The sequence below is a fragment of the Pseudomonas sp. R3-52-08 genome (genome assembly GCF_003851745.1).
Classification (GTDB): Bacteria; Pseudomonadota; Gammaproteobacteria; order Pseudomonadales; family Pseudomonadaceae; genus Aquipseudomonas.
In genome coordinates this window covers 4,970,376-4,993,559 of record NZ_CP027730.1, presented here as the reverse complement: position 1 = coordinate 4,993,559, position 23,184 = coordinate 4,970,376, and the positions used below count along the sequence as shown (strand labels likewise).

24 protein-coding genes are annotated in these 23,184 nt (G+C 61.2%); 15 read left to right on the top strand and 9 right to left on the bottom strand.

Annotated elements, in window-relative coordinates; all coding sequences use genetic code 11:
• Position 1: 1 nt before the first annotated feature.
• Entirely contained in the window at positions 2 to 493 is a 492-nt protein-coding gene (locus tag C4J91_RS23030) for an OmpA family protein (RefSeq protein WP_124364401.1), read from the top strand.
• Positions 494 to 640: 147 nt separating this feature from the next.
• Here C4J91_RS23030 and C4J91_RS23025 read toward each other — a convergent pair whose 3' ends face one another.
• Positions 641 to 1,588 carry a LysR family transcriptional regulator gene (locus C4J91_RS23025; protein WP_124364400.1) on the bottom strand — a complete coding sequence of 316 codons (948 nt, stop codon included), beginning with the start codon at positions 1,586 to 1,588 and terminating at the stop codon, positions 641 to 643.
• 125 nt (positions 1,589 to 1,713) lie between these two features.
• Here C4J91_RS23025 and C4J91_RS23020 point away from each other — a divergent pair, with 125 nt between their 5' ends.
• The 4 genes from C4J91_RS23020 (at position 1,714) to C4J91_RS27645 (ending at position 5,187) form a co-directional block, all read left to right on the top strand.
• Positions 1,714 to 3,231 carry a CoA-acylating methylmalonate-semialdehyde dehydrogenase gene (locus tag C4J91_RS23020; protein WP_124364399.1) on the top strand — a complete coding sequence of 506 codons (1,518 nt, stop codon included), beginning with the start codon at positions 1,714 to 1,716 and terminating at the stop codon, positions 3,229 to 3,231.
• 15 nt (positions 3,232 to 3,246) lie between these two features.
• Positions 3,247 to 4,134: a 3-hydroxyisobutyrate dehydrogenase gene (mmsB, locus tag C4J91_RS23015; RefSeq protein WP_124364398.1), complete on the top strand. Its 888-nt coding sequence runs from the start codon at positions 3,247 to 3,249 to the stop codon at positions 4,132 to 4,134.
• Between the two features lie 318 nt (positions 4,135 to 4,452).
• Complete coding sequence (locus C4J91_RS23010) at positions 4,453 to 4,974, top strand: GNAT family N-acetyltransferase (protein WP_164484566.1); 522 nt, start codon at positions 4,453 to 4,455, stop codon at positions 4,972 to 4,974.
• A 39-nt stretch (positions 4,975 to 5,013) separates the two neighbouring features.
• Positions 5,014 to 5,187 carry a hypothetical protein gene (locus C4J91_RS27645; protein ID WP_164484565.1) on the top strand — a complete coding sequence of 58 codons (174 nt, stop codon included), beginning with the start codon at positions 5,014 to 5,016 and terminating at the stop codon, positions 5,185 to 5,187.
• Positions 5,188 to 5,249: 62 nt separating this feature from the next.
• Here C4J91_RS27645 and C4J91_RS23005 read toward each other — a convergent pair whose 3' ends face one another.
• Complete coding sequence (locus C4J91_RS23005) at positions 5,250 to 5,594, bottom strand: cupin domain-containing protein (RefSeq protein ID WP_124364396.1); 345 nt, start codon at positions 5,592 to 5,594, stop codon at positions 5,250 to 5,252.
• Positions 5,595 to 5,956: 362 nt separating this feature from the next.
• Here C4J91_RS23005 and kynB point away from each other — a divergent pair, with 362 nt between their 5' ends.
• Both kynB and kynA read left to right on the top strand, forming a co-directional pair.
• The gene (kynB, locus tag C4J91_RS23000; protein ID WP_124364395.1) at positions 5,957 to 6,607 is read left to right on the top strand and encodes an arylformamidase; all 651 of its coding nucleotides are present in this window, start codon (positions 5,957 to 5,959) and stop codon (positions 6,605 to 6,607) included.
• Entirely contained in the window at positions 6,604 to 7,476 is an 873-nt protein-coding gene (kynA, locus tag C4J91_RS22995; RefSeq protein WP_124364394.1) for a tryptophan 2,3-dioxygenase, read from the top strand. The genes kynB and kynA overlap by 4 nt, the downstream gene beginning before the upstream one ends.
• A gap of 105 nt (positions 7,477 to 7,581) precedes the next feature.
• On the opposite strand, the gene C4J91_RS22990 is transcribed toward kynA, so the two are convergent.
• The 4 genes from C4J91_RS22990 to antA form a co-directional block, all read right to left on the bottom strand.
• Positions 7,582 to 8,982, bottom strand: a complete 1,401-nt coding sequence (locus C4J91_RS22990; RefSeq protein ID WP_124364393.1) for an amino acid permease — start codon at positions 8,980 to 8,982, stop codon at positions 7,582 to 7,584.
• A gap of 71 nt (positions 8,983 to 9,053) precedes the next feature.
• Positions 9,054 to 10,061 (bottom strand): anthranilate 1,2-dioxygenase electron transfer component AntC, encoded by a 1,008-nt coding sequence (gene antC, locus C4J91_RS22985; RefSeq protein WP_124364392.1) that lies wholly within the window; start codon positions 10,059 to 10,061, stop codon positions 9,054 to 9,056.
• A 149-nt stretch (positions 10,062 to 10,210) separates the two neighbouring features.
• Complete coding sequence (antB, locus tag C4J91_RS22980) at positions 10,211 to 10,702, bottom strand: anthranilate 1,2-dioxygenase small subunit (RefSeq protein WP_124364391.1); 492 nt, start codon at positions 10,700 to 10,702, stop codon at positions 10,211 to 10,213.
• The gene (antA, locus tag C4J91_RS22975; protein ID WP_124364390.1) at positions 10,702 to 12,093 is read right to left on the bottom strand and encodes an anthranilate 1,2-dioxygenase large subunit; all 1,392 of its coding nucleotides are present in this window, start codon (positions 12,091 to 12,093) and stop codon (positions 10,702 to 10,704) included. The genes antB and antA overlap by 1 nt, the downstream gene beginning before the upstream one ends.
• Positions 12,094 to 12,404: 311 nt before the next feature.
• Here antA and C4J91_RS22970 point away from each other — a divergent pair, with 311 nt between their 5' ends.
• Entirely contained in the window at positions 12,405 to 13,397 is a 993-nt protein-coding gene (locus tag C4J91_RS22970; RefSeq protein WP_124364389.1) for a helix-turn-helix domain-containing protein, read from the top strand.
• 132 nt (positions 13,398 to 13,529) lie between these two features.
• Here the strand turns inward: C4J91_RS22970 and C4J91_RS22965 are convergent, their stop codons facing one another.
• A complete protein-coding gene (locus C4J91_RS22965) occupies positions 13,530 to 14,405 on the bottom strand; it encodes a LysR family transcriptional regulator (protein WP_124364388.1) in 876 nt (291 codons plus the stop codon).
• Positions 14,406 to 14,519: 114 nt separating this feature from the next.
• Between C4J91_RS22965 and C4J91_RS22960 the strand changes: the two genes are divergently transcribed.
• The 3 genes from C4J91_RS22960 to catA are packed head-to-tail and all read left to right on the top strand — an operon-like array spanning position 14,520 to position 16,921.
• Complete coding sequence (locus C4J91_RS22960) at positions 14,520 to 15,647, top strand: muconate cycloisomerase family protein (protein WP_124364387.1); 1,128 nt, start codon at positions 14,520 to 14,522, stop codon at positions 15,645 to 15,647.
• Positions 15,648 to 15,659: 12 nt separating this feature from the next.
• Entirely contained in the window at positions 15,660 to 15,950 is a 291-nt protein-coding gene (gene catC / locus C4J91_RS22955; RefSeq protein WP_124364386.1) for a muconolactone Delta-isomerase, read from the top strand.
• A gap of 41 nt (positions 15,951 to 15,991) precedes the next feature.
• Positions 15,992 to 16,921 carry a catechol 1,2-dioxygenase gene (catA, locus tag C4J91_RS22950; RefSeq protein WP_124364385.1) on the top strand — a complete coding sequence of 310 codons (930 nt, stop codon included), beginning with the start codon at positions 15,992 to 15,994 and terminating at the stop codon, positions 16,919 to 16,921.
• Between the two features lie 124 nt (positions 16,922 to 17,045).
• On the opposite strand, the gene C4J91_RS22945 is transcribed toward catA, so the two are convergent.
• Positions 17,046 to 17,519: an Lrp/AsnC family transcriptional regulator gene (locus tag C4J91_RS22945; RefSeq protein ID WP_124364384.1), complete on the bottom strand. Its 474-nt coding sequence runs from the start codon at positions 17,517 to 17,519 to the stop codon at positions 17,046 to 17,048.
• Positions 17,520 to 17,662: 143 nt separating this feature from the next.
• Here C4J91_RS22945 and kynU point away from each other — a divergent pair, with 143 nt between their 5' ends.
• Both kynU and C4J91_RS22935 read left to right on the top strand, forming a co-directional pair.
• The gene (gene kynU, locus C4J91_RS22940) at positions 17,663 to 18,913 is read left to right on the top strand and encodes a kynureninase (protein WP_124364383.1); all 1,251 of its coding nucleotides are present in this window, start codon (positions 17,663 to 17,665) and stop codon (positions 18,911 to 18,913) included.
• Between the two features lie 155 nt (positions 18,914 to 19,068).
• Positions 19,069 to 20,478 (top strand): amino acid permease, encoded by a 1,410-nt coding sequence (locus tag C4J91_RS22935; protein ID WP_124364382.1) that lies wholly within the window; start codon positions 19,069 to 19,071, stop codon positions 20,476 to 20,478.
• Here C4J91_RS22935 and C4J91_RS22930 read toward each other — a convergent pair.
• A complete protein-coding gene (locus tag C4J91_RS22930) occupies positions 20,424 to 21,320 on the bottom strand; it encodes a LysR substrate-binding domain-containing protein (RefSeq protein ID WP_124364381.1) in 897 nt (298 codons plus the stop codon). The two genes, C4J91_RS22935 and C4J91_RS22930, sit on opposite strands and share 55 nt — an antisense overlap.
• A gap of 93 nt (positions 21,321 to 21,413) precedes the next feature.
• Between C4J91_RS22930 and C4J91_RS22925 the strand changes: the two genes are divergently transcribed.
• Complete coding sequence (locus tag C4J91_RS22925; RefSeq protein ID WP_124364380.1) at positions 21,414 to 22,181, top strand: sulfite exporter TauE/SafE family protein; 768 nt, start codon at positions 21,414 to 21,416, stop codon at positions 22,179 to 22,181.
• Between the two features lie 29 nt (positions 22,182 to 22,210).
• Positions 22,211 to 23,107: a LysR family transcriptional regulator gene (locus tag C4J91_RS22920; protein ID WP_124364379.1), complete on the top strand. Its 897-nt coding sequence runs from the start codon at positions 22,211 to 22,213 to the stop codon at positions 23,105 to 23,107.
• The last annotated feature ends 77 nt before the right edge of the window (positions 23,108 to 23,184 follow it).

Here is a 23,184-nt window from a genome sequence, read left to right as displayed (position 1 = left end):
CTTGTTTTCTAACCTACGCGTTCTATTCATCACCTTGCTCGTCGCCTGCCTGGCCCTCGGCGGCTGCCAGACCCCACCGGCCAAAGGCCTGACCCCGGCGCAAGTCACCGTGCTCAAACAGCAGGGTTTCGAGCTGACTGACGAAGGCTGGGCCTTCGGCCTGTCTGGCAAGGTGCTGTTTGGCAGCGACGTCGAAAGCCTCAACAAGGCCAGCACCGACATCGTCGAGCGCATCGGCAAGGCCCTGGTGGGCGCAGGCATCGAACGCGTACGCGTCGACGGCCACACCGACGCGTCGGGCAAAGAGATCTACAACCAGACCTTGTCCCTGCGCCGCGCCAAAAGCGTGGGCGAGGTGCTGACCCGGGTGGGCATGAAAGAACAAAACATCCAACTGCGCGGCCTGGGCAGCAGCGAGCCGGTGGCGGCAAATACAACCACGGCGGGGCGCACCGAGAACCGTCGCGTGTCGATCGTAGTCATCGCGGACTAAAGCATTTCCCCCACCTCAACCTGAAATGCACTCCAAATGTGGGAGGGGGCTTGCCCCCGATTGCGGCATGTCAGCCACTACATCGGGTGACTGACACTCCGCCATCGGGAGCAAGCCCCCTCCCACATTTGCGCTTGTGCGGTGCTATCAATCGGCAAACCGCATCTGCCGCGTTTCCCCCATCAACAACCCCCGATTCTGCTCCGTCACCTCGCGGATGTAGTCCCACAACAACGTAATCCGCTTCAACTTGCGCAAATCTTCCCGGCAATACATCCAGAACTGCCGCGTAATCGCGATCTGCTCCCCCAGCACCGGCAGCAACCGTGGGTCCTGCGCCGCCAGAAAGCACGGCAATATCGCCATCGACCGCCCCTGCTGCGCCGCCACGTACTGGGCAATCACACTGGTGCTGCGCAGGCTGGCGCTGGCGCCGGGCACTACATTTGCCAGGTACAGCAGCTCCGAGCTGAACGCCAAATCATCCACATAGCTGATAAACGGATGCTCGGCCAGATCCGCCGGGCGTTGGATCGGCGGGTGTTGGTCGAGGTAGTCCTGGGTTGCGTACAACTGCAGTTTGTAGTCGCACAGTTTGCAGCACACATAGGGCCCGTGTTCCGGGCGCTCCAGGGCGATGACGATGTCGGCTTCGCGCTTGGACAGGCTGATGAAGTGCGGCAGGGGGAGGATGTCGACCGAGATCGCCGGGTAGGTATCGACGAAATGACTCAGTTGCGGGGTGATGAAAAAACTGCCGAAGCCCTCGGTGCAGCCCATGCGCACATGCCCGGACAGCGCCACGCCAGAGCCGGAGACTTGCTCGCAAGCCATGTGCAAGGTGCTTTCGATGGATTCGGCGTAGCCCAGCAAGCGCTGGCCTTCGGCGGTGAGCACAAAACCGTTGGTCCGGGATTTTTCGAACAGCAGGGTGCCGAGTGACACTTCCAATGAACTGATGCGCCGCGACACGGTGGTGTAGTCCACCGCCAGGCGCTTGGCGGCCACGCTGGCCTTGCGGGTGCGGGCCACTTCGAGGAAAAACTTCAGGTCATCCCAGTTCAGGGAGCCCAATGATGTGATGTTTTTTTGCATATTGGACCGGCTTTTATGTGCGTTCTTATTAGAGATTTGCACATCTATACTCCAAAAACAGTCCGAACGCCTCCTTCTTCAAGGCGATTCACTCTCTGCATAACAACAAGACTCCGGAGACCCTCATGAACGCATCTGCCGATATTTCCGTCCAACAGGTCAAGTTGCTGATCAACGGCGAGTGGGTCGAGTCCAAGACCACCGAATGGCAAGACATCGTCAACCCGGCTACCCAGCAGGTGCTGGCCAAAGTCCCGTTCGCCACGGCCGATGAGGTCAACGCTGCCATCGACGCTGCTCATCGCGCCTTCCAGACCTGGAAGCTGACCCCGATCGGCGCGCGCATGCGCATCATGCTCAAGCTGCAAGCCTTGATCCGCGAACACTCCAAGCGCATCGCCGGGGTGCTCAGCGCCGAGCAGGGCAAGACCATTGCCGACGCCGAGGGCGATATTTTCCGTGGGCTTGAAGTGGTGGAACACGCCTGTTCCATCGGCACCCTGCAAATGGGTGAATTCGCCGAGAACGTCGCCGGTGGCGTCGACACCTACACCCTGCGCCAGCCCATCGGCGTCTGCGCCGGCATCACGCCGTTCAACTTCCCGGCGATGATTCCGCTGTGGATGTTCCCGATGGCCATCGCCTGCGGCAACACCTTTGTACTCAAGCCTTCCGAGCAGGATCCACTGTCGACTATGCTGCTGGTGGAGCTGGCGTTGGAGGCCGGTGTGCCGGCCGGCGTGCTTAATGTGGTACACGGCGGCAAGGACGTGGTGGATGCGCTGTGCACCCACAAGGATATCAAGGCGGTTTCGTTCGTTGGCTCCACCGCCGTGGGCACGCATGTCTACGACCTGGCCGGTAAACACGGCAAGCGTGTGCAATCGATGATGGGCGCCAAGAACCATGCGGTGGTGCTGCCGGATGCCAATCGCGAGCACACCCTCAATGCCCTGGTCGGCGCCGGTTTCGGCGCTGCGGGCCAGCGTTGCATGGCCACCTCGGTGGTGGTGCTGGTGGGCGCGGCCAGGCAATGGTTGCCGGACCTCAAGGCGCTGGCGCAGAAACTCAAGGTCAACGCGGGCAGCGAAGCGGGCACCGATGTCGGCCCGGTGATTTCCAAGCGTGCCAAGGCGCGCATCCTGGAGCTGATCGAAAGCGGCGTGAAACAAGGGGCGAAGCTGGAGCTGGACGGCCGTGACATCAAGGTGCCGGGTTTTGAGCACGGCAATTTTGTCGGCCCGACGCTGTTCTCGGGCGTGACCACCGACATGCGCATCTACACTGAGGAAATCTTCGGCCCGGTTCTGGTGGTGCTGGAGGTCGATACCCTCGATGAGGCCATTGCGCTGGTCAACGCCAACCCGTTCGGCAATGGCACCGGCTTGTTTACCCAGAGCGGGGCTGCGGCGCGCAAGTTCCAGAGCGAAATCGATGTGGGCCAAGTGGGCATCAATATTCCGATTCCGGTGCCGGTACCGTTCTTCAGCTTCACCGGCTCCCGCGGTTCCAAGCTCGGTGACCTCGGCCCGTACGGCAAGCAAGTGGTGCAGTTCTACACCCAGACCAAAACCGTCACCAGCCGCTGGTTCGACGACGACACGGTCAACGACGGCGTCAACACCACCATCAACCTGCGCTGACTCCGGGAGACGACCATGAAGATTGCATTTATCGGCCTGGGCAACATGGGCGCACCCATGGCCCGCAACCTGATCAAGGCCGGGCACGCGCTGAACCTGTTCGACCTGAACCAGACCGTACTCAAGGAGTTGGCCGAATTGGGCGGCCGCATCAGCGACTCACCGCGTGACGCGGCACAGGGCGCTGAACTGGTGATCACCATGCTGCCGGCCGCCGCGCATGTACGCAGCGTGTGGCTGAATGAAGACGGTGTGCTCGCGGGCATCGGCGAAGGTATTCCCGCGGTGGACTGCAGCACCATCGACCCGCAAACCGCCCGCGATGTGGCCGCCGCCGCCGCCAGGCAAGGTGTGGTGATGGCCGACGCCCCGGTCTCCGGCGGCACCGGCGGGGCGCAAGCCGGCACGCTGACCTTCATGGTCGGCGCCACCCCCGACCTGTTCGCCACCCTGCAACCGGTGCTGGCGCAAATGGGCCGCAACATTGTGCACTGCGGCGAAGTCGGCACCGGGCAAATCGCCAAGATCTGCAACAACCTGCTGCTGGGCATCAGCATGATCGGCGTCAGTGAAGCCATGGCCCTGGGAGACGCGCTCGGCATCGATACCCAGGTGCTGGCCGGCATCATCAACAGCTCCACCGGGCGCTGCTGGAGTTCGGACACCTACAACCCGTGGCCAGGCGTGATTGAAACGGCGCCGTCGTCGCGCGGCTATACCGGCGGTTTTGGCGCCGACCTGATGCTCAAGGACCTGGGCCTGGCCACTGAAGCCGCGCGGCAGGCCAAGCAACCCGTGATCCTGGGAGCCGTGGCCCAGCAGTTGTACCAGTCGATGAGCCAGCGTGGGGAAGGGGGCAAGGACTTCTCGGCGATTATCAACAGCTATCGCAAGCCGCAATAGAGCGTTCTCCGGGGGCCTGCTATGCGTGGGCTCCCGGTTTTTTCGGCTCAGCGAGCCTTCTGGTTTTCCTGCCAGCATCCCACCACGTAAGCATCAGGATTGATGCCTTTCCTTGCATGAATTCATCGCCGTCTATCGAAGTCAGCCGTCATGGAGTGGCTCCGTTGTGCGTGGCGAATCGGCTGAAAAATCTTGAATTCATCATTGGCCCAAGGCTACCCCCGTCCTTGCTACCGTTTGCGCCCATTCGCTGCAAGCGCGGCTTTCTGATGTTTCCACAGCACGGGTAAGACTTTAATCGTTATGGCACGTCGATACTTGCGTTCCCTCAAGTACCTGATCTTCCAATCTCAATCGAGAAAGAAGGCGCTGGCGTCATTCGTCGATCAGTGGACTGCCTTGGACTACCAATGGCTAGACGCAACAAAAGTCCGTTTCGACGTGATTGATAACCGTGCCCTTGAGGCGTGTCATCGCTGGGGAGGTGACGCGCAATTTCCATGGGAGGATGTTGCTGCCTGGAAGACGCTGGATGCCAAAGGTTTTGATTTGTCGATTTGGCATGATGAACAACTATGCGGCCTTTGTTATGCGACGCCTCGTGACAGTAAAGTCACGATTAAGATCGTGCTCCTCGAGGGCTGCTCGGATAGTAAACATCCCTTGAAAGGCTTGATAGCCGCACTTGCCTTGGGCGCTATCGATGCATACGCACGTGCCATCGGGTGCTCTCGCATCGAAATTCAAGAGCCGCGACCTGATGCCGTGCCCACTTATGAGCGACTCGGCTTCAATTATGATGAACAGCGGCGCCTTGTGATTTCAGTGGAGGCCACCTAGTATGAGGCGCATCTACAAGGCTTACGGAGGCTTGAACTTATGAAAACAGCTACCCGCAAAGCAAGAGCACAGTTGGTCGAGATATTTTGTGCCGAGGCTAATAAAAAACTTGGTGAGTCGGCATCTGCCAATCAAAAAAGATTTTTCAGCGTAGCTATTCAGCACGGCAGGGACATGGAGCCAGCAGGTCCCTTAGCTGGTCAAGTTCGCTGATTCGCACAAAAGAAAACCGCCTTTAAGGGCGGTTTTTTCGTTATGAACCCAGTTTTCGTGGCTCAAGCAAACACAAAGTACTTACGCACTGTCTCGACCACCTCCCACGTGCCCTTCATTCCCGGCTCCACCACAAAGATATCCCCAGCCCGCAGATGAATCGGCGCCATGCCTTCAGGCGTGATCACGCAGTAGCCTTCCTGGAAATGGCAGTACTCCCACTTCACGTATTCCACATACCACTTGCCCGGCGTGCAGATCCAGGTGCCCATGATCTTGCTGCCGTCTTCACTGGTGTAGGCGTTGAGGTTGACGGTGTGCGGGTCGCCTTCGAGTTTTTCCCATTTGCAGGCGTCCAGGACCGGCAGGGGATGGGTGTCGCGCAGAACAGTGATCGGCTGGGGCATGGTGACTCCGAGGCAGGGAAACAGAAGTTGAACCCTATAGCGCCGAGCTGTTTGCCAGTGGTCTGAACTCGACATCGGGATGTCCAGAACCGCAGCACAAGGCGATCCAGCAGGCACACTGCAGTCAACTGTGGGAGGGGGCTTGCTCCCGATAGCGGTGTGTCAGTCAGTGGTTTATTACCTGAACTACCGTCATCGGGAGCAAGCCCCTCCCACATAGGTCATCTTGCGAATTTCCGAGCCTGAATTGACCGTTTCTTCGCAGTAAGTGCGAAAGATTTCCCGCTTTGCGCCAGAATTCGCAAGAAAATTCACAGCTGGCCCTCGTATCATTCACCTTAGTGACAGCCGAGAGCCTTGAAATGAACCCAATAAAAACGTGGTGGGATATCAGCCCGCCCTTGAGCGCGGCGACCCCGACCTGGCCGGGCGATACGCCGTTCCAAGAAGAGCGCGTGTGGCAGTTCGGTCCGGAGTGCCCGGTGAATGTGGGACGCGTGACCTTCTCGCCGCACACCGGCGCCCATGTGGACGCGCCGCTGCATTACAGCGCCGACGGCGCGCCGATTGGCGAGGTGTCGCTGGATGTGTACATGGGCCCGTGCCGGGTATTGCACTGCCTGGGTAGCGGTGCTCTGGTGCAGCCCCATCAACTGCAAGGGCGTGTGGATAACCTGCCGGAACGGGTCCTGCTGCGCACTTATCCACAAGCGCCAGTGACGCACTGGGATTCAAATTTCACCGCCATCGCCCCGCAAACCATCGAGCTGCTCGCCAGCCTTGGCGTGCGCCTGATCGGTATAGACACCCCGTCCCTGGACCCGCAACAGTCCAAGACCATGGATTCGCACAACGCCGTGGCGCGCCATGGCATGGCGATCCTTGAAGGCATCGTGCTCGATGACGTGCCGGAAGGCGACTATGAACTGATCGCGCTGCCGCTGCGCTTTGCCCACCTGGATGCCAGCCCGGTCCGCGCAATCCTGCGCCCGCTTTTGGAGCCCACGCGATGAGCCAATGTCCCTTTTCGCCAGACTATAAGCCTGCCGGCGACCAACCCCCGCAGGATTGGCACAACGCTGAGCTGAATTTTTCCGAGTCCATGAGCTACGGCGACTACCTGGACCTGGGCAAAGTCCTCAGCGCCCAACACCCGCTGTCGCCGGATCACAACGAAATGCTGTTCATCATCCAGCACCAGACCTCGGAGCTGTGGATGAAGCTGATGCTGCACGAACTCAAGGCGGCCCGCGAACACTTGCGCCTGGGCGAGTTGCCACCGGCATTCAAGATGCTGGCGCGGGTCTCGCGGATCTTCGACCAACTGGTGCACGCCTGGGCGGTGCTGGCGACCATGACTCCGTCGGAATACAAGGCGATCCGCCCGTTCCTCGGGCAGTCGTCGGGGTTCCAGTCGTTCCAGTACCGTGAGATCGAATTCATCCTCGGCAACAAAAGCCCGGCGCTGTTGCGGCCCCATGCCCATCGTCCGGAGTTGTTGCTGCAATTGCAGGTGGCGATCGCCACGCCGTCGCTGTATGACGAGGCGATCAACCTGATGCTCAAGGCGGGCCTGGCGATTGACCCCAAGCGCGCCGAACGCGACCCGACGGCCGCTACCGTGCACGATGAATCCGTGGAAGCCGCGTGGCGTGAGGTGTACCGCGACCCGAGTCGGTACTGGGATTTGTATCAATTGGCCGAGAAGTTTATCGACCTGGAGGATTCGTTCCGCCAGTGGCGCTTCCGGCATGTGACCACGGTCGAGCGGATTATCGGCTTCCAGCCGGGCACTGGTGGCACCGAAGGTGTGGGGTATTTGCGCAAGATGCTCGATACGGTGCTGTTTCCCGAGTTGTGGCGAGTGCGCTCTACGCTCTAAACGCAATCCAAATGTGGGAGGGGGCTTGCCCCCGATAGCTGTGGGTCAGTAAACATATCAATGACTGACACACCGCTATCGGGAGCAAGCCCCCTCCCACATGGGTTACTGCGCTGTCACGAGTTTCGTGTTTCGGACCCGCAAGCGGTAGGCCACATAGATAATCGCTACCCACACCGGCATCGCATACACCGACTCACGTATCCCCGGAATGGCCAGCATCACGCTGATGATCATCAGCATGAACGCCAGGCACAGGTAATTGCTGAACGGGAACCAGAAGGTCTTGAACGACGGCGTCACGCCTTGCTCGCCCATGGCCTTGCGGAACTTGATGTGGGTGATGCTGATCAGCGCCCAGTTGATCATCAGCGAGGCAACCACCAGCGCAAACAGCAGCTCCAGGGCACTTTGCGGCGCGACGTAGTTGACCACCACGCACAGCAGGGTCACCGCCGCCGAAATTGCCAGCGCGCGCAACGGCACGCCTTGCTTGTTGAGCTTCATCAGCGCCTTGGGCGCGTCGCCTTGCTCGGCCAGGCCGAACAGCATGCGGCTGTTGCAGTACACGCCGCTGTTGTACACCGACAGCGCCGCGGTCAGCACCACGAAGTTGAGGATGTGCGCCGCGGTGTCGTTGCCGATCAGCGAGAAGATCTGCACGAACGGGCTGCCGCTGTAGGCATCGCCCGAGGCGCCGAGGGTTTGCAGCAGTTGGTCCCACGGGTACAGCGACAGCAGCACGGTGAGGGCGCCGACGTAGAAAATCAGGATCCGATACACCACCTGGTTGATCGCCTTCGGGATCACCTTGCGTGGCTCGCTGGCCTCGGCGGCGGTGATGCCCACCAGCTCCAGGCCACCGAACGAGAACATGATGAACGCCATGGACATCAACAACCCCATGCCGCCGTTCGGGAAGAACCCGCCGTGGCTCCACAGGTTGCTGACCGACGCCTGCGGGCCGCCGGTACCGCTGAACAGCAGGTAGCAGCCGAGCACGATCATGCCGACAATCGCCACCACCTTGATGATCGCGAACCAGAACTCGGCTTCGCCGAAGAACTTCACGTTCAGGGTATTGATCAGGTTCACCGCGACGAAGAACACCAGCGCGCTGACCCAGGTCGGGATTTCCGGCCACCAGAACTGGATGTACTTGCCCACGGCCGTCAGTTCGGCCATGCCCACCAGCACGTAGAGCACCCAGTAGTTCCAGCCCGCCAGAAAGCCCGCGTAGCCGCCCCAGTATTTATGCGCAAAGTGGCTGAAGGAACCGGCCACCGGCTCTTCGACGATCATCTCGCCGAGCTGGCGCATGATCAGGAAGGCGATAAAACCGGCGATCGCGTAACCCAGGATCATCGACGGCCCCGCCGACTTGAGCACCCCGGCCGAGCCGAGGAACAACCCCGTACCGATCGCCCCTCCCAAGGCGATCAGTTGAATATGCCGGTTTTTCAGGCCGCGCTTGAGGCCCACCGGGTTAACCATGTCATCCGCCATTAACGTTCCCTTCTACTTGTTTTTCTTAAGGGTGAGCGCAGGCCGCATCAGCCCCTCAGAAGTGCTGAGGGTCAGATATTACTCTGCGTAAACTTTTCGTAATACAGCTGAACGCCATCAAGTGCCTGATCCGCCAGCCATTGTTGGATCGATTCGACCATTGGCGGCGGGCCACACACATACATATCCGCCGATCTGTCCCGTAATTCGGCCAGGTCGAAATGTTCGGTGAGGTAGCCGCGCTTGCCGGTCCACTGCGCTGAGGCGTCGCTGAGCACCTCGGTGTAGCGAAAATTCGCGATCTTCGACGCATAGCCATTGATGCGCGCGGCTTCGCACAGGTCCTGCTCAGTGCGCACGCCATAGTAAAGGTGCACCGGTTGATCGCAGCCGCGGGCCACCAGCTCATCGAGCATGCCCAGAAACGCCGACAACCCGGTGCCGCCAGCGATCAGCACCAGCGGTTGGGTGACGTGCCGCAGGTAGAACGCCCCCAGCGGCGCTTCCATCAACACCTCATCGCCCACCTGGCACCATTCGCGCACATAGTTGCTCATCACCCCATCGGGCAGCAGGCGCACGAGAAACTGCACTTGATCGCCCGGTAGGTTGGCGAAGGAATAGGAGCGCCAGCTGTCGGTACCGGGCACCGCCAGCCGCGCATATTGGCCCGGCAGAAAATCCAGCGCAGCGTCCACTTGCAGGCGCAGGATTGCCGTACCGGCCGACACCAACTGCACCTCGCTGACCGTGCCGCGCACGTGCACCGGCCCCGGCGCGTTGCACAGGCTCGAATCGAAGTCGAAGTAAAAGGTGGCGTCGGACTGCACCCGCGTCTGGCAACTGAGCATTTTGCGCTGTTGCACGTCGAGGCTCGACAGCGCTTCTTCGTCGACATAATCCTGGGTGTAATCGCCGGATTCGCAGCGCCCCTGACAGGTGCCGCACACGCCTTCGCGGCAGTCCAGCGGGATCTTGATGCCGTTGCGCAAGGCAGCGTCCAGCAGGAGTTCATGGGCGCCCACCGGGAAGAACAAGGTCTTGCCGTCGGCGAAACTGAAGGCCACTTTGTGATTCATCCACAGTGCTCCGTGGGTTAAGTGTGATTTCCTGTAGGAGCGAGCTTGCTCGCGAAGAACGTCAACGATGACGCCGGGCAGCCTGGATGCACACGGTGTACTTGAGTTTTTCGCGAGCAAGCTCGCTCCTACAGGGGAAGGCGTCACCGTCAAAGGTGATAGAAATCCAGCACCGAGTTGATGGTGTCGTTCAGCAATAACGCATGCTTGCGGGTGATCAGCCAGCTGTCGCCGTGTGGCTTGAGGCGGTAAGTGGCCTGCCCGTAGAACTGCTCCGAAGTCGCCAGCCGGTAGAACAGCGTGTGCCAATTCAACTTCACGTCCAGCTCGCCGCCCGCCAAATCGGCAATGCGCACGTTGTTGATCAGGTGCAAGGTGCGCGGCATCGGCGTGGCCGAGGCTGCCTTGCCGGTTCGCAGGCGGAATACCCGGTCCTCCAGCCCTGAGCGGTTGGCGTAATAGATCAACGACATCTCGCGCTTGGGGTCCTGGGTGTAGACATGTTCGGAGTCCCATTGCGGCAGGTGGAATTCGCTCTGTGGGTCGAACAGCTGCACATAGGCATCCCAGTCCTGGGCGTCACACAGTGCGGATTTGCGGTAGAAGAATTGCTCGATCTGGTACTGCAACTGCGCATTCATCACTTCACCTCCCACAGTTTCAGCGCTTGCTGGTCCAGGCCGTTGAGCAGGAATTGCTGCCAGTTGCGGTGCTGGTTGACGTACAGGCCTTCGTGGGTGAATTCGGTGCCGGTCATGGCCGGCTGGATACCGATGGCTTCGCTGTTGGGTGTTGGCCCGGTCTGCCAGCGATGGCTGCCGCGCGAAATATCGCTCCAGCGCTCCAGGCGGCCCTGGAAACCGCGCTGGGCTTCGCGAAACTCCACCAGGTCATCCGGCGTGCCCATGCCCGACACATTGAAAAAGTCCTCGAACTGGCGAATGCGGTTTTCGCGGTCGGCGTCGGACTCGTGCTTCACCCCCAGGCACTGGCTGATAATCTCGGTCTTGTTCCATGCCAGCGGGCGGATGATGCGCAGTTGGGAGCTGATCTGGTCGAGAAAGAACAGGCTCGGGTAGATATTCAGGTTGCGCAGGCGGTGCATCATCCATTCGGCTTTCTGCTGGCCGTGTTCGGCCACCAGGCGCGGCATGATGGTGGCGTAGCCGGAGCGCACGCTGGGGTTGGGCATGTCGCTGAACAACAGGCTGTGGCCGTTGTTGAAGGCGAACCAGCCGTCATCGGTATTGGCGTCGCCGGCGCCGAGCTTGCTGTAGTCCAGGGTAGTGCCGGCACTGGCGCCGTTTTCGCTGTTCACCTGCTGGCGATGCTGCACCGTGGCCACGTAGTTGTAGTGCACGGTGCTGACGTGATACCCGTCCAGGCCGTTTTCATTCTGCAGCTTCCAGTTGCCGTCGTAGGTGTAGGCGGACTTGCCCGGCAGCACCTCCAACTCACCCGTGGCAGACTGCGCCACCATCATGTCGAAGAACACTTTGGCATCGCCGAGGAAGTCCTCCAGGCTGTCGGTTCCATTCACGTCGAGGCTGATAAATACAAAGCCCTTGTAGCTGTCGATGCGCGCCTTTTTCAGGCCACGGGTGGCTTTGTCGAAACCCTCCGGGTATTCCCCCGGCGCCTTGACCTTCACCAAGCGGCCATCGCTTTTGTAGCACCATGCGTGGAACGGGCAGGTGAACGTAGACTGGTTACCCTTGCCCACGCGGGTGAGGGTGGTGCCGCGATGCTGGCAGGCATTGATCAGCGCATTGAGCCGGCCTTCGCCGTCGCGGGTGATGATCATCGGCTGGCGCCCGGCGCGCATTGTCACGAAATCGTGGTTATTGGCCAGTTCGCTTTCGTGGCAAGCGTAGATCCAGTTCTTCTCGAAGATCAGTTCCATTTCCAGGTCGAACAGTTCGGGCTCGGTGAACATGTCGCGGGCGATGCGGAACACTTCATCGGCCGGGCGAAAGTCCAGGCAACTTTCGATAAAGGTTTTCCACTGCTCGACGTTTCTTGCACCACTCATGGGAGGCACCTTTTTGATCGGGGCTAATCGGTGATTCATTAGAGGCAGCGGTGCAGGGTGCGGGCTATCCGCTTAATCGGGGAAGATGGGCCGCAAAGTTGGGCGGCAAATACCCAACTCGGTGCGCAGCGGTGACGTGATGCGCTACTGTCAGTGCGGGTAAGAGCCGAAAACCGCCGGGCGTTATCCACTTAGTCGACCTTTGCTATCCACCCAGTGAGCATCGCGCTGGCGTGGCCTGGAACTTGCTGTCGACCCCTGACGACGCGCCGCCAGAGCGCGCAAACGCCTGACCGCCGTGGGTGCACCTGATGAATAGCCAGACACGCGATATCCGTATTCAACGCTTCGACCTGGAGGGTGCCTGCAGCTGGATGTGCGGCATCTGCGGGCCCCATCGCTTGGCGACGGCCACGCCGGAGCGCCTGCGCTTTCACCACAGCGCCAATGTGTTCAAGTCCCGCGCCACCACCCTGGGCGTGATCGAATACGGCACCGACGTGACCATCGACATCGAAGACGCCGAGCACTTCAGCAGCTACAGCCTGAGCCTGCCGTTGATCGGCGAACAGGAGCTGAGCAAGAACGGTGAGCGCCTGAGCTCCAACCGCGACCAGGGGGTGATCATTGCACCCAACGAGCATCAGGTGCTGGCGATTTCCGGTGACTGCCGCAAGCTGCAGGTGGTGATCACGCGCGCGGCCATGAGCGAGTCGCTGGAAGGTTTGCTGCAACGGCCGATCGAGGCGCCGCTGCGCTTCGAACCGGTGATGGACGCGGTGGACGGCGCCCCGGCCTCGTGGTGGCGCATGGCACGCTACTTCATTGCCGAGTTTGAGCACCGTAGCGAGTTGTACGAGCAAGCGGCGTTTACCCGGGACCTGGAAAGCTCGCTGATCAAGGGCTTGATCCTGGCCCAGCCGAACAACTACTCCGAAGAACTGCGCGACGTGTTGGGCGTGAAGTTGCCGCACTACCTGATCCGGGCGCGCCAGTACCTGCACGACAATGCGCGCGAGGCGGTGCACCTGGAAGACCTGGAGGCGGTGGCCGGCGTGTCGCGCTTCAAGCTGTTCGATGCGTTTCGCAAATACTTCGCGCTGTCGCCCATGGCGTATTTGAAGAAGCACCGGCTGGTGGCGGTGCGTCAGGAAATTCTCGAACAGGGTGCCACGCGTACCATCTCCGAAATCGCCCTGGGCTGGGGCTTTACCCACTTGGGACGGTTCTCGGCGGAGTACCGCAAACTGTTCGATGAGGCCCCTAGCCAAACCCTGCAACGCAAGCGCCTGCGCAGTCTCTAAAAAACCATGCGGATCAAAGGTGGGAGGGGGCTTGCCCCCGATTGCGGTGTATCAGTGACAGATGTACTGACTGACACTCCGCTATCGGGGGCAAGCCCCCTCCCACATTTGAATTGCAGCGACTGGGATAATTCAGAGCAGCTCTTCAACCAGTTGCAGGCAATGACTGAGCCCCGGCGATTGATCATTCACCCGTCGGCTGAGAATGATCGGCGAGGTCGCGGTCGCTTCCACAATCGGCGCGTAGCCGATATCCGCCCGGTGCAGCACCTGCACCGACGCCGGTACCAGCGTCACACCCATGCCGGCGCCCACCAGGCCGATAGCGGTTTGCAGCTCGTTGGTCCACTGCGCGACGTTAAGGCTCAGGCCATGGGCGTCGAACAGCGCGATCACGTGGTCGGCGTAGCTGGGTCGCGGGTTGCCGGGGTACAGCACAAAGGGTTCGGCGGCCAATTGCGCAAGGCTCGCGGGCGCGCCGAGCAATGGGTGATCACTGGGCAACACCGCCACCAGTCGGTCTTGCACCAATACACGCTGGACGATGGCCGGGTCGTCGATGCGGATCCGCCCGAAGCCCACATCGATGCGCCCGGCCTTGAGGGCTTCGACCTGCTGCACGGTGGTCATCTCCGACAAGCCCAATTCCAACGCCAGCGACTCATGGGTGCGCAGCCGCCGAATCAGTTCTGGCAGCACGCCGTACAAGGTCGACGGCGCAAACCCGATGCCCAGCCAGGTCTTCTCGCCCAGGCCGATGCGCCGGGTGTTGTCGCACACCGTGCCCAATTGCTCGAGCAGCACATTGGCGTGCTCATAGAAAAACCGCCCGGCCTCGGTCAGCCGCAGCGGTCGACCGCGCTCGAGCAGCACCACGCCCAATTCGTCTTCCAATTGCTGGATCTGCCGACTCAACGGCGGCTGGGCGATGTGCAGGCGTTCGGCGGCACGGGTGAAGTTGAGGGTCTGCCCCAGCATCTGGAAATAGCGCAGGTGACGCAGTTCCATGTTGGCTCCTTTAATACCTTCAAGGTATTGAATCAGACCAATTCTATATTGGAACCCTTCAACCACGCAGCACAGAATCGGCGCAAACCTATAAAGAACCCAACGGGTATTGCCATGCCGATTTGCCCCATCGAGTCGATCGAAACGATCATCGTCGATCTGCCCACCATTCGCCCGCACACGCTGGCGATGCACACCATGCAAAACCAGACTTTGGTGATCATCCGCCTGCGTTGCGCCGATGGCATCGAGGGTATCGGTGAGTCCACCACCATCGGCGGCCTGAGCTATGGCAACGAGAGCCCCGAGAGCATCAAGGTCAACATCGACCAGCACTTCGCGCCGCTGCTGATCGGCCAGGACGCGAGCAATATCAACGCCGCCATGCTGCGCCTGGAGCGCAGCATCCGCGGCAACACCTTCGCCAAGTCGGGGATCGAAAGCGCGTTGCTCGATGCCCTCGGCAAGCGCCTGAACCTGCCGGTCAGCGCACTGCTCGGCGGGCGTGTGCGCGATGCCTTGCCGGTGGCCTGGACCCTGGCCAGCGGCAACACCGCCCAGGACATTGCCGAGGCCGAGAAGATGCTCGACCTGCGCCGCCATCGCGTCTTCAAGTTGAAGATTGGCGCCGGTGCAGTCGAGCGTGACCTGGCCCACGTACTCGCGATCAAGCGCGCGCTGGGTGAGCGCGCCAGCGTGCGCATCGATGTCAACCAGGCCTGGGACGAGGCCGTGGCCCTGCGCGCCTGCCAGGTGCTGGGAGACAGCGGTATCGACCTGATCGAACAGCCGATCTCGCGCAACAACCGCGGCGGCATGGCGCGGCTGAACCTGTCGAGCCCGGCGCCGATCATGGCCGATGAATCCATTGAATGCGTCGAGGATGCCTTCAACCTGGCCCGCGAAGGCGCGGCCTCGGTGTTCGCTCTCAAGATCGCCAAGAACGGCGGCCCGCGTGCGGTATTGCGCACGGCGGCGATTGCCGAAGCGGCGGGCATCGGCCTCTACGGCGGCACCATGCTCGAAGGCGGCATCGGCACGCTGGCCTCGGCACACGCGTTCCTCACGCTGGGCACGCTGGCATGGGGCACCGAACTGTTCGGCCCGTTGCTGCTCACCGAAGACATCCTCACCGAGCCGCTGCTGTATCGCGACTTCGAGCTGCATGTCTCCACCGCGCCGGGCCTGGGCCTGGCGATCGATGAAGAGCGCCTGGCGTTCTTCCGTCGGGATAAACACTAAGAGGCGCCTGCCATGTTGTTCCACGTAAAAATGACCGTGAACCTGCCGCTCGACATGCCCCCCGAGCGCGCCGCTGGGCTCAAGGCCGAGGAAAAAGCGCTCGCGCAGCGCCTGCAACACGAAGGCAAATGGCGCCACCTGTGGCGCATCGCCGGGCACTACGCCAACTACAGCGTGTTCGATGTGGAGAGCGTGCAAGACCTGCATGACACGCTGATGCAACTGCCGTTGTTTCCCTATATGACCATCGAAGTGAATGCGCTGTGTCGGCACCCGTCGTCGATCCATGACGACGACCGCTGAGCCTTTTTTGCACCCGATAATTACAAGATGAGGATTGCACCATGTCCATCCGACTGTCCCAGACGGCCCACGCCCAGCAGTTTCTCGAACAAGCCAGCGGCAATCTCAATGATGGCGGCAACCCGCGCACCAAGGCGCTGATCTACCGGATCCTGCGCGACACCGTGAACATCATCGAAGACCTGGAAGTGACCCCGCAAGAGTTCTGGAAGGCGGTCAATTACCTCAACGAACTGGGCAAACACCAGGAAGCCGGCTTGCTCGCCGCCGGGCTGGGCCTGGAGCATTACTTGGACCTGTTGATGGACGCCGCCGACATCGAAGCCGGCAAATCCGGTGGCACGCCACGCACCATCGAAGGCCCGCTGTACGTGGCCGGTGCGCCGTTGTCCAAATACGAAGCGCGCCTGGATGATGGCACGGACGATGCCGTACCGCTGTTCATGCGCGGGCAGGTGCGTGACACGGACGGCAAGCCGTTGGCGGGGGCGATTGTCGATGTGTGGCAGGCCAATACCGGCGGCACGTATTCGTGGTTCGACCCGACGCAATCGGAGTTCAACCTGCGCCGACGCATCGAGACCGACGCCCAGGGCAACTACCGTTTTCGCAGCATCGTGCCGTCTGGCTATGGCTGCCCGCCGACCGGGCCGACCCAGCAGCTCCTCGACCAATTGGGCCGTCACGGGCAGCGGCCGGCGCACATTCACTTCTTCATTTCGGCGCCGGGGCATCGGCACCTGACCACCCAGATAAACCTGTCGGACGACCCGTACCTGCATGATGACTTTGCCTACGCCACGCGCGATGAATTGATCGCCGAAATTCGCTTCAGTGACGACCCGCAACTGGCGCGGGAGTTTGGCGTGGAGGGTCGGTTTGCGCAGATTGATTTTGACTTTGAATTGCAGCCCGCCACGGCGCCGATGGAGCAACAGCGCCTGCAGCGAGTCCGAGCCCTCGAGGACTGAACGCGGTCAAAAAAATGTGGGAGGGGGCTTGCTCCCGATAGCGGTGTGTCAGTCACTAATAGGTCAACTGACACGCCGCTATCGGGAGCAAGCCCCCTCCCACATTTGAACTTTGTTGCAGGTGCTATTTGCGAATAACCAGATCCAGCACCTCATCCCGATCCTTGATCTTCTGCAGCACAATCTCCGAACGGATATCCATCACCCCCGCCGTGCGGTTCAGGTGGTTCACGATAAAGTCCGAAAAATGCTTGAGGTTGCGCGCCTGTACCCGCAGCACATAGTTGCTGGCGCCAGTGATCACATAGGCACTGGCCACCTCCGGCCAGCCCTGCACTTTCTGGATGAACGTCTCATGCCAGTCTTCCACATCCTGGCGCAACGACAGGTGCACGATGGCCTCAAGCTCAATGCCCAACTGCTCGGCATTGAGTACCGCGCGGTAGCCGCTGATCACGCCTTCGCTCTCCAGCAGGCGCAAACGGCGCAGGCAGGCGGAGGGCGACAGCGCGACTTTTTCCGCCAGTTCCTGGTTGCTGATACGGCCATCCTGTTGCAGGAAATGCAGGAGGCGCAGGTCGGTGGCGTCAAGAATCATGGTTGGCATAAATCCGCGTGTTTGCAGGTTAAATTCGAATTTCCTACAGCTTAAATAGCCCTTCGCCCACCACTTTGCACGAAAATTCTCTAAAAGTTCGTTCATTATTTGCTGCATATTCCCGATAAAAACCAGGACCACCCATGACCACCCGAAGCCATTGCCAAGCCCTCGATGCCCAGGACGTGCTGGCGCCATTGCGCCGCGAATTTGCCTTGCCCGAGGGCGTGATCTACCTCGACGGCAACTCCCTGGGCGCGCGCCCGGTGGCGGCGTTGGCGCGGGCGCAACAGGTGATCGCGCAGGAGTGGGGCGATGGCTTGATTCGCAGCTGGAACAGCGCGGGCTGGGCGGACTTGTCCCAGCGCCTGGGCAATCGCCTGGCGCCGCTGATCGGTGCGCGGGAGGGCGAAGTGGTGATCACCGATACCACCTCCATCAACCTGTTCAAAGTCCTCAGCGCCGCGCTGACCGTGCAGCGCCAGCGCCAACCGGCGCGCAAGGTGATCGTCAGTGAAGCGAGCAACTTTCCCACCGACCTGTACATCGCCGAAGGCCTCGCCGAGTTGCTGCAACAGGGTTACTCGTTGCGCCTGGTCAACAGCCCGGACGAACTGCCCCAGGCCATCGATGAGGACGTGGCGGTGGTGATGCTTACCCACGTCAACTACAAGACCGGTTACATGTACGACATGCGTGCGCTCACTGCCTTGAGCCATGAATGCGGCGCGCTGAGCATCTGGGACCTGGCCCATTCGGCGGGCGCGGTGCCCATCGACCTGCACGCGGCCGGCGCCGATTATGCGATTGGCTGCACCTACAAATACCTCAATGGCGGCCCCGGCTCCCAGGCGTTCGTGTGGGTCAACCCGACGTTGGTGGACCTGGTGCGCCAGCCGCTGTCGGGCTGGTTCGGGCATACCCGCCAGTTCGCGATGGAATCCAACTATGCGCCGAGTGCCGGCATCGCCCGCTACCTGTGCGGTACCCAGCCGATTACCTCGCTGGCCATGGTCGAGTGCGGCCTGGAGATTTTCGAGCGCACCGATATGAGCAGCCTGCGCAGCAAATCCCTGGCCCTGACCGACCTGTTTATCGCCCTGGTCGAAACCCGCTGTGCGGCCCATCACCTGGTGCTGATCACACCCCGTGAACATGCCCGGCGCGGCAGCCATGTCAGCTTCGAACACCCGCAAGGCTATGCAGTGATCCAGGCCCTGATCGCCAGAGGTGTGATTGGCGACTACCGCGAGCCGCGCATCATGCGCTTCGGTTTTACCCCGCTGTACACACGCTTTACCGACGTGTGGGACGCCGTGGAAATCCTCGCTGACATTCTCGACAACACCACCTGGGACCAGCCGCAGTTCAAGGTTCGCCATAGCGTCACCTGAATACACCCAGATCCAAATGTGGGAGGGGGCTTGCTCCCGATAGCAGTGTGTCAGTAGGCATATCAGTGACTGACACACCGCTATCGGGAGCAAGCCCCCTCCCACAGGGGATCTGTGGCAACAGCAGCAATCACAATAATAAAGGGGCACGCCACGTGACCAGGCCAGAAAGCAACGGCTTTGCAGACATTACCCACCGCGAACTGGGCCTGAGGCGCCAGCTCACTTCCGGCCAGATGAGCATGATCGCCATCGGCGGCGCTATCGGTACCGGGCTGTTCATGGGCAGCGCCTACGCCATCGGCTATGCCGGTCCTAGCGTGTTGCTGAGCTACGCCATCGGGGCGTTGATTACCTTGATCTTGATGGGGTGCCTGGCGGAGATGACGGTGGCCCATTCCACCTCCGGCTCCTTTGGTGCCTACGCCGAGTTCTACATCAGCCCGCTGGCCGGGTTCCTGGTGCGGTATGCCTACTGGGCGGCAATTGTGTTGGCGGTGGGGGCGGAGGTCACGGCGGTGGCGATGTACATGAAGTACTGGTTCGCCAACGTGCCGGAGTGGGTGTGGATCGTGTCGTTTTCCAGCGTGCTGATCCTGCTCAATGCGATCAGCGTGAAGACGTTCGGCACCTTCGAATACTGGTTCTCCACCATCAAAATCAGCGCCATTGTCGGCTTCATCATCTTGGCGGTGTACGTGGTGTTCGGCTCCGGCAATCCGGATTACGGCGTGCAGAACTACACGGCCCACGGCGGGTTTTTCCCCCATGGGTTAAGCGGTATGTGGATGGCGGTGATCGTGTCGATCTTCAGCTACTTGAGCGTGGAAATGATCGCGGTGGCGGCCGGCGAAGCGGCCGACCCGGAGCGGGCGGTGAAGAAAGCCTTTCGCGCGACCATCGTGCGCCTGGTGGTGTTCTACCTGCTGACCCTGGCGCTGATGCTCGCCATCGTGCCGTGGAACCAGGCCGGCCAAGCCCAGAGCCCGTTCGTCACGGTGATGCAGACCATCGGCATTCCCGGTGCCACCGGGGTGATGAATTTCGTGATCCTGATCGCGGCGTTGTCGGCGATGAACAGCCAGCTCTACATCACCACGCGCATGATGTTCAGCCTGTCCCGCGCGGGTTTTGCGCCCAAGTCCATGGGCGCGTTGAGCAAGAGCGGCATCCCGCTCAATGCCCTGCTGCTGTCCAGCTCCGGTATCGCCTTGGCGACCTTGCTCAACCTGGTGTACCCGGAAAGCTCGTTCACGCTGATGATGGCGATCTCGATGTTCGGCGCGATCTTCACCTGGTTCATGATCTTCCTCACGCACCTGTTTTTTCGGCGCTACCGCAAGCGCCACGGTGGGGCGAAATTGTCTTTCGAGCTGCGCCTGTTTCCCTACAGCACACTGTTGGGCCTGGTGCTGATGGGCGCGGTGATGATCACCACGTATTTTACCGAGGCGTTCAAGATGACCCTGGTGTTTGGCGTGCCGTTTTTGCTGATCCTGAGCGCTGTGTACTACGGGTTGTTCCGCAAGGGCAGGGCCAATGCATCGAACAAGGCCCTGGCATAACTCGGCAGGTGGTCGAACGAGCGTGCGCAGAGCACCAAGTGGCGACAGGCCCAGTCCTCCTTGAGCGGCTGGGCCTTGATGCGAACGTCCGGCGGCCAGCGGTCCAGGGCGGCCTTGGGCACGATGCCCAGGCCCGCGCCCCGGGCGACCATGCGAATCACCCCATCGAAACCCTCGGCGCGGATCCGCGTTTGCAGGCGATACCCCGCATGCAGCGCCTGTTCCTCCAGGTACACCGCCAACGCACTGCTGGCGGCGAGGCCGACGTAGTCGTGTTGCAGGCTGTCGATGAAACTCGCTGTGCCGGCTGCCAGCGGATGCTCCACGGGCATGATCAGCACCAGCGGATCGTCATGAAAGGGCAGGGTCTGCAGCCCGGAGCTGTCCACCGCATCGGAGATGATCCCCAGGTCGGCCGTGCCTTGGCGCAGGGCTTGGGTGATCCGCAGGCTGGGCAGCTCCTGCAGGTCGATATCGAGGTTGGGATGCGCGCACAGAAAGTCCGCCAATCGCTCCGGCAGATATTCGCTCAGGGCCGTGGTATTGCACAGCAGGCGCACCTGGCCTTTGACGCCGTTGGCGTATTCAGCCAGGTCTTGTTGCAGATGCTCGGCCTGTTGCAGCAGCAGGCGGGCGTGGCGGCCCAGGGCTTTGCCGGCGGGTGTCGGGGTGACGCCACGGCGGCCGCGCTCCAGGCATTCGACGCCCAGTGAAGCCTCCATCGCCCGAATGCGCGCGCTGGCGGCGGCCAGGGATAAATGGCTGCGGGCGGCGCCGGCGGTGATGTTGCCGGCGTCCAGTATGTGCAGGTAGAGGCGCAGGTCGATCAGGTCAAAGTGCATGGCTCAAGATTTCCTCTGCCTCACACAAAACAAGAGGCTGCCTCAGTATATGGCGAATTTCCAACCGCTCATCAAAACCGCACAATTCTGCTTATGACGACTTTACTGGCTTTCTACCAAACCCTCGGCCCGGCCCTGACCATGCTGGTGATCGGCACTTTCCTGCTGGCCGGCACGGTGAAGGGCGTGATCGGCCTGGGCCTGCCCACCGTGGCCATGGGCATGCTCGGCCTGGCTATGTTGCCGGCACAGGCTGCGGCGTTGCTGATCATTCCTTCGACGGTCACCAACCTCTGGCAGCTGGCGCTGGGCGGTCACTTGGGCACTTTGCTCAAGCGCCTGTGGCCGATGCTGTTGCTGATTTTTTTCGGTGCCGGCCTGGGCACGCTGTGGCTGGGCATGGACGCCGGGGCGTGGGTGGTGCGCGCGTTGGGCGGGGCGTTGTTGCTGTATGCGGTGAGTGGATTATGCCTGCCCACTTTCCAGGTCGGGCCGCGAACCGAGCGCTGGTTGGGCCCGTTGTGTGGGCTGATCACGGGCTTCATTACCTCGGTCACCGGCGTGTTTGTGATTCCTGCGGTGCCGTATCTGCAAGCATTAGGTTTGGGCCGTGATCAGTTGGTGCAGGCGCTGGGGCTGTCGTTCAGCGTGTCGACCCTGGCGTTGGCCGCCGGGCTGGCGTGGCGCGGTGCACTCGGCGGCGGCGAAGTCGGTGCATCGTTGTTGGCGCTGGTGCCGGCCTTGCTGGGAATGTGGCTGGGCCAGGCGTTGCGCCAGCGCATCAGTGCGCTGAGGTTCAAGCGGGTTTTTTTCACCGGCATGGCGCTGTTGGGAGGCCATTTGTTGCTGAGTGGTCAATAATGAGCCCGAGCCGATAACCAGGACCGCCCGTGAAAGCCCGATCCGATGAACTACAGATATTTGTCAGCGTGATTGAATGCGGCTCGATTTCCGCCGCCGCCGAGCAGGTCGGGCAGACGCCGTCGGCGGTCAGCCGCACCTTGTCGCGCCTGGAAGCCAAGCTCGACACCACCCTGATCAACCGCACCACGCGGCGCATGGACCTGACCGAGGAGGGCCGGTATTTCTTCGAGCAGGCCAAGGTGATCCTGGCGCAGATGCAGGCGCTGGAAGAACGCCTGTCGTCACGCCAGAAAAAACCGGCCGGGCGGCTGCGCATCAATGCGGCGGTGCCGTTCATGCTGCACGGGATCCTGCCGTACGTCGGCGAGTTTCGTGACCTGTACCCAGACATCCAGTTGGAGCTCAACAGCGACGACGTGATCATCGACCTGCTGGAGCAAAGCACCGACATCGCCATTCGTATCGGCGCCCTGGCCGACTCGACCCTGCATGCCCGCGCGCTGGGCAGCACGCCGCTGCACATCCTGGCCAGCGCCGACTATCTCAAGCAACATGGCACACCGAGCACCGTCGCCGACTTGGCCGAGCATACCTTGCTGGGCTTCACCCAGACCGACACTCTCAACCATTGGCCGCTGCGCCATGGCGAGGGCGATAGCTGGCTGATCCAGCCGGGCATTGCCGCGTCCAGCGGTGAAACCGTGCGCCATCTGGCTTTGCAGGGGCAGGGCATTTGTTGCCTGTCCAACTTCATGACCCACGAAGACATCGAGGCCGGGCGCCTGGTACCGCTGCTGGAAGCATTCAACAGCGGCTATCGCCAGCCGATCCATGCGGTGTATTACCGCAATTCGCAACTGGCGTTGCGTATCCAGTGTTTCCTGGATTTTATCCAGGCCAAGCTGGCACGTTATGCGGTGTGATTCGTGACTGGCGCGCAAGAGTGAATTGGCCTGTACGGGGTTATTCGACGCCAGGGCGTGCTTGATACTTGGGTCAT